We start from the raw sequence: 13265 nt of genomic DNA on the forward strand, positions 1-13265 counted from the left end.
GTGTAATTCCTGCATGCCTGTGCCCGGGTTGATCAGGCTCCGGTTGATCAGGCTTCCGGTGCGACGACTTTCACGGTCTGCCCGTTCACGGTGACGGTATCGCCGTTGTGCAGCTGGCGGCCGCGCCGTTCGTCGATCTCGCCGTTGACCTTGACGAGTCCGTTCTTGATGAGCTCGGCGGCTTCCACCCCGTCTTCCACCAGGCTGGCGAGCTTCAGGAGCTGGCCAAGGCGGATCATGCTGTCACGGATGGGGATCTCTTCAATGTCCTGGTTGCTCATACAAGCAATAATGCCTGACGTAAGGTGAATTCAATGACCCACACCCCACGGCTGCCGTTGCTGGCCGGCCTTCCGCTGGCAGTCGGTGCGGGGCTGGCAATTCCCGTCCAGGGGCGCATCAACGGGGCCCTCGGGGTCCGGCTGGACGACGGCATCGCCGCAGCGGTAGTGAGCTTCAGTACAGGTCTGATCCTGATCGCGGCCATCGCGCTGCTGCTGCCCAAGGGCCGGGCCGGGCTGGTGCGCATTGTCCCTGCGCTCAGGAAACGCAGCTTTCCCCGGTTTTACGTCCTCGCCGGCGGTGTGGGTGCCTTCTTCGTCTTTGCCCAGTCCACCACAGTGGGCCTGCTCGGCGTTGCGCTGTTCACCGTGGCCACCGTCACCGGACAGACCCTCAGTGGCCTCCTCGTGGACCGGCTCGGGATCGGTCCGGGCGGCAAGCGCGGCATCACGGGAGTCCGCATCATCGGCAGCGTGCTGACCATCATTTCCGTGGCCTGGGCCGTGTCCCCGCGCTTTGGCAGCGCCGCCGACGTCGGGTTGCTGCTGCTGCCAATAATGCTGCCGCTGGCAGCGGGATTCCTGATGAGTTTCCAGCAAGCCATGAACGGGACCGCAACCCTCCACTACGGCACGCCCATCGCGGCGACGCTGGTGAACTTTGTTGCCGGCGGCATCCTCCTGTGGATTGTGTGGGGCATCAAAGTTGCTGTCGCGGGTGCGGGCAATCCGCTGCCGGGAGAGTGGTGGTACTACCTTGGCGGGCCCATGGGTTGTATCTTCATTGGGCTGGCCGCCGTGCTGGTCCGGGGCCTGGGAGTCCTGGTCACGGGCCTGGGCATGATTGCCGGCCAACTGGTGGGTTCCCTGGTCCTTGACGTCGTGATTCCCGCACCAGGCTCCGTGGTGGCGCTGCCCACCGTCCTGGGGACCATCCTGACCCTCGCCGCCATCCTGGTGGCCACCCTTCCCTGGCCCCGCGGCTCCTTCCGGCGGTAGCGCGCACGCAGCGACGGGCGCGCCGAAGCCAGGGCGGGCCCACCACCTTCAGCCGGTGAAGCGCCGTCGCGGGGCCGCGGCCGGTAGGCTAGGACACGCAGTCCTCTGCACCTTGTTTCCTTCGTCTGCCCCGTCCGCACCCAGCGGGATCGCACCCCTGTGCGCCGGGGCCAAGCTAAACCGCGGACCGCACCCAGCGGCCCTGTAGAAATTGGAGTTCCACCATGGCACCAAAGTCCGTCCTCGACCAGGTCATTTCCCTCTCCAAGCGGAGGGGATTCGTGTTCCAGGCCGGTGAGATCTACGGTGGTTCGCGTTCTGCCTGGGACTACGGACCCCTCGGTGCCGAGCTGAAGGAAAACATCAAGCGCCAGTGGTGGCAGTCCATGGTCCGCGGCCGTGAGGACGTGGTGGGCCTGGACTCTTCGGTCATCCTGCCCCGCCAGGTATGGGAAGCCTCCGGCCACGTTGAGGTCTTTTCCGATCCGCTGGTGGAGTGCCTCTCCTGCCACAAGCGCTACCGCGCCGACCACCTCGAGGAAGAGTACGAGGAAAAGAAGGGCCGCCCCGCCGAGAACGGCCTGAAGGACATCGCCTGCGCCAACTGCGGCACCCGTGGCGAATGGACCGAACCGCAGGAATTCTCCGGCCTCCTCAAGACCTTCCTCGGCCCGGTGGCCAACGAGGAAGGCATGCACTACCTGCGCCCGGAAACGGCCCAAGGCATCTTCGTGAACTTCAGCAACGTGCTCACCACGTCCCGCAAGAAGCCGCCCTTCGGCATCGGCCAGATCGGCAAGTCCTTCCGGAACGAGATCACCCCGGGCAACTTCATCTTCCGCACCCGCGAGTTCGAGCAGATGGAAATGGAGTTCTTCGTTGAGCCCGGCACGGACGAAGAGTGGCACCAGTACTGGATGAAGGAGCGCATGTCCTGGTACACCGGCCTGGGCATCCGCGAGGAGAACCTGCGCTTCTTCGAGCACCCGCTGGAAAAGCTCAGCCACTACTCCAAGGGCACCACGGACATCGAATACCGCTTCGGTTTCCAGGGCTCGGAATGGGGCGAGCTCGAGGGCATCGCCAACCGCACCGACTTTGACCTCTCCACGCACTCCAAGGCGTCCGGCCAGGACCTGAGCTACTTCAACCAGGCCACCAACGAGCGCTACACCCCGTACGTGATCGAGCCGGCCGCCGGCCTGACCCGTTCGTTCATGGCCTTCCTGGTGGATGCGTACACCGAAGACGAAGCACCCAACGCCAAGGGCGGTGTCGACGTCCGCACGGTCCTCCGCCTTGACCCGCGCCTCGCCCCGGTCAAGGCGGCCGTGCTGCCGCTGAGCCGCAACGAGGACCTCTCGCCCAAAGCCAAGGCCCTGGGCACCCAGCTGCGTAAGAACTGGAACATCGACTTCGACGACGCCGGCGCGATCGGCCGCCGCTACCGCCGCCAGGATGAGATCGGCACCCCGTTCTGCATCACCGTGGACTTCGACACCCTCGAGGACCAGGCCGTGACCATCCGTGAGCGGGACACCATGAGCCAGGAACGTGTTTCCCTGGACAAGGTGGAAGGCTACCTGGCCGCCCGCCTGATCGGCGCCTGAGCATGGCCATCGAATACCGTGAATGGCGTGAGGGCGATGACCTGACGCTGCTCGAAATCTGGGGCGGCCCGGAGACCGAACAGGCCCGGCAGTTCCGCGGCGCCCTGGCTGTGTCTTCCACGGGCAAGGACGGTACCCCGTGGCGCCGCTGCGTCGTGGCCGAGGACGTCATTGACGGCGTCGGAATCCCCGTCGCGGCCGGTGTGGTCTACGAGGCATCGCTGCACCCCGAGCGGCTGTGGGTCTACATCGAAGTGGCGCGGGACCACCGGCGAGCCGGCATCGGTGCCACGCTCCTGACCATGCTGCGCCGCGAAGCCGAGCAGGCGCCGTCGGGCGTCTTCAAGCTGCGCGCCAAGGTGCAGCCCGGCAGCCCCGGGGCCGCGTTCGCGGAGGAGTTCGGGCTGAAGCCCATCCAGCGCTCGCGGCTGGTCGTGGTGGAGCCCGGCGCCCTCAAACTGCCGGTGTTCCCGGCCAAGGACGACGGCGGGCGGCCGGCAAATGACGAAAACGCCGGCTCCGATGTGGTCATGGACCTCGCCACCGGTTCGGTTGAGCTGACTGACGTGGTGGGGCGGTACTACACGTCCATCCACGGCTGGGATTCGCCCGGCGTGCTGTCGGTAGGCCAGGTGCAGAAGCTGTTCCTGGACGACCTCACCGGAGCCCACGGTGCAATTGTGCTGCGCGCCGAGCCGGCATCCGCCTTCGGTGCCGGGGTTGCCCCCAGCAAAAAGGGCCGCATCCGGGCCTTTGCCGTCAGCTACGCCGAGCCGGCCCAGGACCCGACGGCGGCAGCCCCCGCCCAGGAAAACCAGGCGACTGACGTTTTTGTGGGCCACGAACCCGCATTGGATGCCGACGACGCCGCGGCGGCGGTCCGCGACCTGCTCGCGCTCCTCGCCTACCAGCACCCGGTCATGCTGGAACTGGACGATTCGATGACAGCGCTGCGCGCCGCCGTCGAGCCCCTGCTGGAAAGCGGCAAGGCGCACCAGCAGGGGACCGACACGCTGGTGGTCTCAGACTGACCTGTCCCGGCGTTATTAGGCCCTGAACCACGTAGCGCCAGTGCCGCTGTGAATGCTCACAACGGCACTGGCGCTACTCAGTTAACAGACTGCCGCAGGTTCTTATGGGACGGTTGTTCCTGGCGGGAACACCGGCGGGACGAACTCAAACGTCATCCCGAGCAGCCAGACCAGCAGCAGCACCACCGGCAGGTGGAACACAAACTGCAGGAACGTGAACCCCACCAGATCACGGGCACGCAGCCGCAGCACTGCCAGCAGCGGCAGCATAAAGAACGGGTTGATCAGGTTGGGCAGCGCCTCGGCGATGTTGTAGATCTGGACGGTCCAGCCGAGGTTCATCTGGACGTCGGTGGCGGACTGCATCACGTACGGCGCCTCGACGAGCCATTTGCCGCCGCCCGAGGGAACGAACAGGCCCAGCAGGGCCGTGTACAGGGCGATGACGACGGCGAACGCGCCGCCGCCGCCGATGTCCGAGAAGAACCCGGCCAAGTGTGAGGACAGGGTCATATCGCCGTGGCCGGTGGCCCTGGTGAGGATGGCTGCCATTGCGGCATAGAGCGGGAACTGGACCAGGATGCCGGCGGTTGCGGGAACGGCCTTGTTGACGGCCTGCAGGAAGTTCCGCGGAGTCCCGTGCAACACGAGGCCGAGGATCAGGAAAACCAGCAGGTAGCCGTTGAGGCTGCTGACCACCGTCAGGAACGGCTTGGTCAGGAACTGCGATATCAGCCAGCCCAAGGTCAGGAGTCCGGCCAGGATCGGCAGGATCATGCTGTACTCAAGCCATTCGCCCGGGCGGGAGCGCGGCGCCGCCGGCGCAGGCTCGTCGTCGAGGTCGACGCCGAGATCCTCGGCAGTGCGGATGGCACCGCCCTGGGGTGCCGAGAAGTGCGCGATCACCGTTGTGAGTGCCACCAGGATCGCCAGAGTCACCAGGGACTGCCAAGTGAAGATGGTGGCGCCGAAGTCAAGCACGCCGGTGATTTTCAGCAGCGCCGGCGGCAGGGAGGCCGCCGTCGCCTGCAGCTGCGCGGCCGAGGAGGATAGGCCCAAGGCCCACACGGCGCCGAGGCCCATGAATGCGGCTGCACCGAGGGCACGGTAGTCAACGGTCAGGTCCCTGCGCCTGGCAATGGCCCGTGCCAGCAGGCCGCCGAAGATCAGGCTGAGGCCCCAGTTGAGGAAGGAGACGGACATCGACATCAGCGCCACGAAGCTCACGGCCGAGCGGGCTGTTGCGGGCATCAGGGCGAGCCGGTTGATGAGTTTGGCCACGGGCGGGGATGTTGCCACGACGTAGCCGGTGAGGACAACCATCGCCATCTGCAGTGTGAAGGCGGTCAGGTCCCAGAAGCCGTTGCCGAAGGAATCGGCGATGGACTGGGGCGAAGCGCCGATGGCCAGCGCCGCGACGGCAATGAGGACAACGCCGGCCAGGGCGAAGATGTAAGCGTCCGGGAACCATTTCTCGGTCCACCCGGCCATCCGCTGCGCTACCCGGGCAAGCCCACGTTCTTCAAGCCCGCGGTTGGTCAGGACTGCGTCTGCCACAGTAATACCTCTCCATTGAGTTGACTAATACCTCAAGGAGTCTAGCCATGCGGCGGACTGATTATCCGCCGCCTGCTGGGTGGCGCCTTACTAGGCGGGGCCTCCTGGCCGCCGCCTACGCGGCGTCTCCTACTGGGATCCGGATCCGCCCGCTGCGCGCCGGCGCGGTGGCCACGGCAGGAACCCCGACGTCGACTCAAGGTACTCCTGGTACCCGGGCCGGCCTGACATCGCCTTCTCGGCCAGGGGTTTCCCGGTCTTGGCCGCGAGGGTCCAGATCATCAGGGCCGGCGACAGGATGGTGAGGACGCCCGGCCAGGAATCTGCGGCAATGAGGAAGAGGCCGGTCCACAGGGCGGCATCGCCGAAGTAGTTGGGGTGCCGGGTGTACCGCCACAACCCGGTGTTGAGGACGGTCCCGCGGCGGCCCGGGTCCTTTTTGAACCGGGCCAGCTGCCAGTCGCCCACGGTTTCGAACACGAACCCGGTCACCCACAGCAGGATGCCCAGGACGGCCACCCAGCCCAGGGTGCCGGTGGCGAACATCCCCACCTGCAGCGTCAGGGACACAAAAAACATCACCACGCCCTGCGGCAGGTAGACACGGCGGAGCGCATAAGTGTTCCGGGACCCCGGAGCCGTCTTCAACATGTTTGTGTAGCGCGGGTCTTCATGCCCGTCCCGGGCCCGCCAGCCGATGTGGATTCCGAGCCGAAGCCCCCAGAGAGCAGTCAGGAGGACCAGCAGCAGGCGCCGGGTGTCGTCGCCCGGGCCGGCGGAGAGAAACCACGAAACCACGGCCACCACAACGAAACCGGGCCCCCAGGCGACGTCCATCACCGAGTGCCTGCCCTGCCTGACGGCCACGGCGAAAGTCACCGCCAGCACCAAAACAACAGCCAACGCCGTCCACGGCAGCGAAGCGGCAAACTCCTGCCAGGGAAACGGACTCACAGGTTTACCTGCGTGGCGGAAGGCGGCAGAAGTTTGTCCAGCGTGCCGGACGCCTTATACGTGAAGCCGGTGCGCTCGGCGAAGGCCTTCATCACAAACCCTGTGGCCAGAGAGTGCCACATGCGGACCCTCCGGATCATGAAGTGTCCGGCGCCCTGGAGCGAAACGTACTGCATCGACGCCGCCGGACCTGCGGCGCGGCGGGCAAATTTCAAGGACTGCGCCGGGCTGGTCATCCGGTCTCCGGTGCCGTGGACGATCAGGACCTTGCGCCCGGCCACCCGGGCTGCCGGCGTCTCCGGACTTAGCCACGGGGCCAGTGCCACCACGGCATCAACCTGCGGATTATCGGCCGCGCAGACGGCGGTGAGGCCGCCCATGGAGTGGCCCACGAGATACACGGGAATACCGGGGTGCTGGGCGTTGATCTTCTGGAGGGCCCAGCGGGCGTCGTGCAGCGCGGACATGTCCTGCCCGTTCCAGCCGCGCACACTGTTCCGCAACGACCAGACCGCGAGCCCGTAGTCGTTCCCGGCCCGGTGCAGGTGGCGGGCGAAGGGGATCATCCGCAGGGGGCTAAGCTGCCGGGGCTCCACCGGCTCGTAGCTGTGCGCCCTGCCGCCGTGCAGCACCAGGGCCACGCCCCTTGTGGTGCCGCTGGCTGCCAGGACGGTGATCGATGCCTGCTGCCTGCTTCGCCGTGCATTTCCGCCTGCGTTGCCAGGGATATTGCGGTGCTCCTCGGTCTTGCGGTCCGTCACGTCTGGTTCCTCCCGCTCCCTACCATTTATCAACCCTAAGGTGCCGGACGTAGAGTTCAAGGTATGAGGATTAGCTGCTGATGGGATCCGGTCACTCCCACGCTTCCACAGGTCATTCGGAGCCAACAGCAGAAGCGATTGCCGCCCGCCGGAAGGCGAACCGGATACTTGCCGCCGTGCTGGTGCCGCTGACGCTTCTGACCCTGGCAGGAATGGCGATGCTGTGGCCGTCCGGGTCCAAGGAGGGCATCTCCCTCGCCAGTCCATACTCGGCCGCGCCCGGTGTCACTTTTGATACCGGCAAGATCCAGAGCGTGGTGGAGGAAAGCTGTATGCAGGGCTCCACCGCGGCGGGCCCGTCCCCGGACGCCACCGGCCAGCCCGCCCCGGAGAGTTCAGAGTGCATGTTTGCCTTCACCCAGCCGGACCAAGGCGGCAGCCCCGTCAAAGTGGTGATCAACCCCGAGGTGGCAAAATCCCACGGGGTGCGGCCGGGGGACCAGATCAGGTACCTGAACCTGTCCAATGCGCAGGGCGCCGCAGCGTCGCAGGGGTCGCCAGCCTACATTTTTGTTGACTTCGTACGGACGCTGCCCATCGTGATGCTGGCGCTCCTGTACGCCCTGGTAGTGATTGCCGTGGCACGCTGGCGGGGACTCCGGGCACTCCTGGGGCTGGTGGGTGCGTACTTCGTCCTGGCCAGCTTTATGCTGCCCGCGCTGGTGGAAGGGAAGCCTCCGTTACTGCTGGCCCTGGTGGGATCCACGGTGATCATGATCGGGGTCCTGTATTTTGCCCACGGCTTCTCGGCCCGGACCTCGACGGCGCTGCTGGGGACTATGTTCGGGCTCGGAATCACGGCGCTGTTGGCTGCCTGGGCCACGGACGCTGCCAACCTCGCCGGGGTAGGCAGCCACGATGCCACCACCTTGATTAATACCTCGGCCAACATCTCCATTTCCGGGGTGATCCTGTGCGGCCTGATCATTTCGGGGCTGGGTGTGCTCAATGACGTCACCATCACGCAGTCGTCCGCCGTCTGGGAGCTTTACGAGCTGGCACCCGGCACCAGCGCCCGCAAGCTGTTCAGCTCCGCGATGCGGATCGGCCGGGACCACATCGCCTCCACTGTGTACACCATCGCGTTCGCCTATGCGGGCGCAGCCCTGCCCATCCTGATCATCGTGATGCTCTACAACCGTCCGCTGGGGGACACCCTGACCAGCGCCGAGCTTTCCGAGGAAGTCATCCGGACGCTTGTGGGCTCCGTTGGGCTGGTGCTGGCCATTCCGGTGACCACCCTTATCGCCGTGCTGGTGGTCAAGGCCACCGGCATCCGGACGGCGGGTGCGCCGGTTGGTGCCGACGGGACGGCCCCGGTAAACCCCGACGACGTCGGAGATACGGGTGCGCTCGCAGCGGCAGTCGCCAGCACCCGGTCGCGCCGCGCCGCGCTGGAGGATGCCGCACCGGATGAGGCGGAGAGCGGGGCCAGTCCAGGGGCACCTGAAACCCGCAGAGGCCGCCGCGCGGACCGCGGCTGACGCTGCACCGGTGCCAGTCCCGTCGATTTGCCCGCCTTTGCGACAATGGACAGGTGACTGTTACCGCAACGCCTCCTGCCCCCAAGCTGGAACTCCCGCCCCTGAAGCTGGGCAACATCACGGTGGACACCCCCGTGATCCTGGCTCCCATGGCGGGCATCACCAACTCCGCCTTCCGCAGACTCTGCCGTGAGTACGGCGGCGGCCTGTACGTGGCGGAGATGGTCACCTCGCGTGCCCTCGTGGAACGCACGCCCGAATCGCTGCGCATCATCTCGCACGACGACGACGAAAAAGTCCGCTCCGTCCAGCTGTACGGCGTGGACCCGGTTACCGTGGGCCAGGCAGTGCGGATGCTGGTTGAAGAGGACCGCGCGGACCATATCGACCTGAATTTCGGCTGCCCCGTCCCCAAAGTGACCCGGCGCGGCGGCGGGTCCGCCCTGCCCTGGAAGACCGACCTCTTCACCTCGATCGTCCAGACCGCCGTCAAGGAAGCGTCCAAGGGCAACGTCCCCCTCACCATCAAGATGCGCAAGGGCATCGACGATGACCACCTGACGTACCTCGACGCTGGCCGGATCGCCCGCGATGCCGGTGTCGCCGCCGTCGCACTCCACGGCCGCACGGCCGCGCAGTTCTACTCCGGCCAGGCCGACTGGACAGCGATCGCCCGCCTGCGCGAAGCCTTGCCCGACATTCCTGTCCTGGGCAATGGGGATATCTGGTCCGCGGAAGACGCCGTCCGGATGGTCCGGGACACCGGCGTGGACGGCGTGGTGGTGGGCCGCGGCTGCCAGGGACGCCCATGGCTGTTCGGTGACCTGATGGCTGCCTTCGAGGGAAGCGACGTCCGCCACAAACCGGACCTGGGCAAGGTGGCCGAGAGCGTCTACCGGCATGCCGAGTTGATGGTGGAAACCTTCGGCGACGAAGGCAAGGCCCTGCGTGAGATCCGCAAGCATATCGCGTGGTACTTCAAGGGCTACGTGGTGGGTGGTGAGCTCCGCACCCGGATGACGCTGGTGAATAGCCTTGAGGAACTGCGGGCTGCTTTGGACGAACTGGACTCCGCGTCGCCGTACCCCGGCATTGACGCCGAGGGCCCCCGCGGCCGCGCCGGGTCGCCGAAAACTCCGGCGCTGCCCAAGGACTGGCTGGAATCCCGAGCACTGAACGCCGCACAGTCCCAGGACATTTCCGCCGCGGAGCTGGATGTTTCCGGTGGCTGAAACGCGCACCACGGCACCGGCCCTGCCCGGCTACGAGGCACAGGATTCTGCCCGCTGGGTGGAGGAACCGCCCAAGAACACCTACCGGTCCGATTTCGAGCGGGACCGTGCCCGGGTATTGCATTCCTCAGCCCTGCGCAGGCTCGGCGCCAAGACCCAGGTGGTGGCGCCGGACACGGACGACTTCGTCCGGACCCGCCTGACCCACAGCCTCGAAGTGGCCCAGGTGGGCCGGGAACTCGGCCGTGCCCTGGGCTGTGATCCGGACGTGGTGGACACGGCGTGCCTGAGCCATGACCTGGGCCACCCGCCCTTCGGGCACAACGGTGAGTCCGCCCTCAACGAGGTGGCCCACGCCATCGGCGGATTCGAAGGCAACGCCCAGACCCTTCGCCTGCTCACCCGGCTCGAACCCAAAGTGCTGGCCACCGACGGCCGCCCGGCAGGACTGAACCTCACGCGCGCCAGCCTTGACGCGGCGTCGAAATACCCCTGGTCGGCGTTGGACGCGCCGGTGATCCACGGGCAGCGCACCAGCAAGTTCGGCGCCTACGAGGACGACCTGCCCATCTTCAACTGGCTCCGGGAAGGCGCTCCGGCGCGCCGGTCCTGCCTCGAGGCCCAGGTCATGGACCTGGCCGATGATATTTCCTACTCCGTGCACGACGTCGAGGACGCGATCGTGGCCGGGCACTTCCAGCTGCGCTGGATGGACAACCCTGACCACCGCGCCCGCGTGGTGGGCTACGCCAAGCAGTGGTACCTCCCACACAATGATCCCGCCGCGATCGACGCCGCCCTGGCCCGGCTGGAGGCCACCGATGTGTGGGTCCGGGAGGCCGACGGCAGCCGCAAGTCCATGGCCGCCCTGAAGAACATGACCAGCCAGCTGATCGGGCGGTTCTGCCAGAGCGCCCTGGAAACCACCCGTGCCCTTTACGGCCCGGAGAACCTGACCCGGTACAACGCGGAGCTGATGGTCCCGGATGAGACGGTCATGGAGATCGCGGTGATGAAGGGTCTTGCCACCACATTCGTGATGACCACCGAACACCGCCAGCCCATCTATGAGCGCCAGCGCGAAGTCCTGCATGCCCTGGTCACCGCCCTCAACGCCACGGGTGACCGCCACCTGGAGCCGATGTTCGCGGCTGACTGGCGGGACGCGGCCGACGACGGCGCCCGGCTGAGGGTAGTTATCGACCAGGTGGCGTCGCTGACCGATGGGTCGGCGCTGGCCATGTACGAGCGGCTTGTGGGCAGCCTGCCGTCGCTTTGGTGAGGAACGCCACGAGGCGCCTTCCGCCGTCGTATCCCGGGACTAGGATGGCTTTGTGGCTGGCCTGATCAAACGTGAAGATATTGACGAAGTTCGCCAGCGCACGGACATCAAGGAAGTGGTTGACGGCTACGTCACGCTCAAGGGTGCCGGCCTGGGGACCTATAAGGGTTTGTGCCCTTTCCACGACGAACGCTCGCCGTCGTTCACCGTCCGCCCGCAGGTGGGCAGGTACCACTGCTTCGGCTGCGGCGAAGACGGCGACGTTATCGCGTTTGTCCAGAAACAGGACCACACATCCTTCCACGAGGCAGTCGAAAAGCTGGCCGCCCGCATCGGCTACGAGCTGCGTTATGAGGACGGCGGCACCGGCCCCAACCGTGAGGAAGTGGGCAAGCGCCAGCGGCTCCTGGACGCCCACAAGATCGCCGATGAGTTCTTCCGCGCCCAGCTGCTGACGCCCGGCGCCGCAGAAGGCCGGAACTTCCTTTACAACCGCGGCTTCGACCGGACCGCCTCGGAACAGTTCGGTGTGGGCTACGCGCCGCAGGGCTGGGACGCGCTCCTGAAGCACATGCGCGGGCGCGGTTTTACGGACGCTGAACTGAAACTGACGGGGATGTTCTCCGAAGGCAACAGGGGAATCTACGACCGCTTCCGTGGCCGCCTGATCTGGCCGATCCGCGACATTGCCGGGGACACCATCGGCTTCGGCGCACGCAAACTCTACGAGGACGATCAAGGTCCCAAGTACCTCAACACCCCCGAAACCACGCTCTACAAAAAATCCCAGGTGCTCTACGGGATCGACCTCGCCAAGAAACACGTCGCCAAGGACCGCCAGCTGGTGGTGGTGGAGGGCTACACGGACGTGATGGCCTGCCACCTTGCGGGAATCCCGACGGCGGTGGCAACCTGCGGCACGGCGTTCGGCGCCGAGCACATCAAGATCGCCCGGCGCCTCCTGTCCGACGACGGCACCGGGGGAGAGGTCATCTTCACCTTCGACGGTGACGCCGCAGGTCAGAAGGCTGCGCTGCGGGCCTTCGAGGAGGACCAGCGGTTCGTGGCCCAGAATTATGTGGCCGTGGACCCCACCGGCGCAGATCCCTGCGACCTTCGCCAGACCAAGGGCGACGCCGCCGTCCGGGACCTGATCAACAGCCGCCGTCCGCTGTTTGAATTCGCCATCAAGGCGACACTGAAGCGCCACAACCTGGACACCGTGGAAGGCCGGGTGGCCGCGCTGCGCGAATCTGCTCCCGTGGTGGCCCAGATCCGCGACGCCGCCATCAGGCCTGCCTATGCGCGGGAACTGGCTGGCTGGCTTGGCATGTCCGTTGAAGAGGTCAGCCAGGCAGTGGCCGTTGCTATGAAACGCGCTGCTGCCGGACCACAGGCGGCCGGGACACAGGCGGGAACACAGCCAGGGGCGCAGGCTCCGGCCGGTGCCCACGGCCTTGCTCGTTCCGCCCAGGCCGGCGGACCCGGCGTCGCTGCCGGACCGGCGTCGGGCGCAGTTCCTTCCTATCACCGTCCCGATCCACGCGATCCGGTGGCGTCCATGGAGCGGCAGGCGCTGGAGGTGGCGCTGCAGGAGCCCGCACTCCTGGGCGGCGGCATCTGGGAGCGCTTCTCGGCTGCGCGGTTCGTGACGCCCGCATTCCAGGCCGTTCACGACGCCATGCGCGCCTCGGGTCCCGGATTGATCGGCGATCCCGTGCGCTGGGTGGAGCAGGTCATGAACGAGGTCCCCGAACCGTTGCGTCCGTTGGTGTCCGAACTCGCCGTGGTGCCGCTGCCGGCCAGCACCGCCGAAGCCGTGCAGAAATATTGCCGGGACATCCTGTCGCGGCTGTTCGAGCTCCAGATCACGCGGGTGAAGGCGGACAAGATGGGCCAGTTGCAGCGGCTGGACCCGGCGGCCAATCCCGAGGACTACCAACGGCTCAACCGTGAGCTGATGATGCTGGAAATGGAACGCCGTGCACTGCGCTCGGACGCGTAAATAGTTCTG

The 13265-nt window shown here is 66.5% G+C and carries 11 protein-coding genes; 7 read left to right on the top strand and 4 right to left on the bottom strand.

Annotated elements, in window-relative coordinates; genetic code table 11:
• Nucleotides 1–47: 47 nt before the first annotated feature.
• Entirely contained in the window at nucleotides 48–281 is a 234-nt protein-coding gene (locus J2808_RS14540; protein WP_164201264.1) for an RNA-binding S4 domain-containing protein, read from the bottom strand.
• Nucleotides 282–314: 33 nt separating this feature from the next.
• Here J2808_RS14540 and J2808_RS14545 point away from each other — a divergent pair, with 33 nt between their 5' ends.
• From J2808_RS14545 to J2808_RS14555, 3 genes are all read left to right on the top strand, one after another.
• Nucleotides 315–1280, top strand: a complete 966-nt coding sequence (locus J2808_RS14545; protein ID WP_309817922.1) for a DMT family transporter — start codon at nucleotides 315–317, stop codon at nucleotides 1278–1280.
• A gap of 224 nt (nucleotides 1281–1504) precedes the next feature.
• Nucleotides 1505–2890 carry a glycine--tRNA ligase gene (locus J2808_RS14550; protein WP_309817924.1) on the top strand — a complete coding sequence of 462 codons (1386 nt, stop codon included), beginning with the start codon at nucleotides 1505–1507 and terminating at the stop codon, nucleotides 2888–2890.
• A 2-nt stretch (nucleotides 2891–2892) separates the two neighbouring features.
• Nucleotides 2893–3921 carry a GNAT family protein gene (locus tag J2808_RS14555; RefSeq protein ID WP_309817927.1) on the top strand — a complete coding sequence of 343 codons (1029 nt, stop codon included), beginning with the start codon at nucleotides 2893–2895 and terminating at the stop codon, nucleotides 3919–3921.
• A 102-nt stretch (nucleotides 3922–4023) separates the two neighbouring features.
• Here J2808_RS14555 and J2808_RS14560 read toward each other — a convergent pair whose 3' ends face one another.
• The 3 genes from J2808_RS14560 to J2808_RS14570 form a co-directional block, all read right to left on the bottom strand.
• Nucleotides 4024–5478: a short-chain fatty acid transporter gene (locus J2808_RS14560; RefSeq protein ID WP_309817930.1), complete on the bottom strand. Its 1455-nt coding sequence runs from the start codon at nucleotides 5476–5478 to the stop codon at nucleotides 4024–4026.
• A 129-nt stretch (nucleotides 5479–5607) separates the two neighbouring features.
• The gene (locus J2808_RS14565) at nucleotides 5608–6432 is read right to left on the bottom strand and encodes a DUF1295 domain-containing protein (protein WP_309817933.1); all 825 of its coding nucleotides are present in this window, start codon (nucleotides 6430–6432) and stop codon (nucleotides 5608–5610) included.
• Nucleotides 6429–7160: an alpha/beta hydrolase gene (locus tag J2808_RS14570; RefSeq protein WP_309818319.1), complete on the bottom strand. Its 732-nt coding sequence runs from the start codon at nucleotides 7158–7160 to the stop codon at nucleotides 6429–6431. The genes J2808_RS14565 and J2808_RS14570 overlap by 4 nt, the downstream gene beginning before the upstream one ends.
• 113 nt (nucleotides 7161–7273) lie before the next feature.
• Between J2808_RS14570 and J2808_RS14575 the strand changes: the two genes are divergently transcribed.
• From J2808_RS14575 to dnaG, 4 genes are read left to right on the top strand one after another with little or no spacing between them, the layout of a single operon-like run.
• A complete protein-coding gene (locus J2808_RS14575; RefSeq protein WP_309817936.1) occupies nucleotides 7274–8737 on the top strand; it encodes a YibE/F family protein in 1464 nt (487 codons plus the stop codon).
• 53 nt (nucleotides 8738–8790) lie between these two features.
• On the top strand, nucleotides 8791–9969 hold the full coding sequence (gene dusB / locus J2808_RS14580) for a tRNA dihydrouridine synthase DusB (protein WP_309817938.1): 1179 nt from the start codon (nucleotides 8791–8793) through the stop codon (nucleotides 9967–9969).
• Nucleotides 9953–11251: a deoxyguanosinetriphosphate triphosphohydrolase gene (locus J2808_RS14585; protein WP_309817941.1), complete on the top strand. Its 1299-nt coding sequence runs from the start codon at nucleotides 9953–9955 to the stop codon at nucleotides 11249–11251. Before dusB ends, J2808_RS14585 begins: the two co-directional genes overlap by 17 nt.
• A 52-nt stretch (nucleotides 11252–11303) precedes the next feature.
• A complete protein-coding gene (gene dnaG, locus J2808_RS14590; RefSeq protein ID WP_309817944.1) occupies nucleotides 11304–13256 on the top strand; it encodes a DNA primase in 1953 nt (650 codons plus the stop codon).
• The last annotated feature ends 9 nt before the right edge of the window (nucleotides 13257–13265 follow it).

Source organism: Pseudarthrobacter sulfonivorans, from assembly GCF_031454915.1.
Classification (GTDB): Bacteria; Actinomycetota; Actinomycetes; order Actinomycetales; family Micrococcaceae; genus Arthrobacter; species Arthrobacter sulfonivorans_C.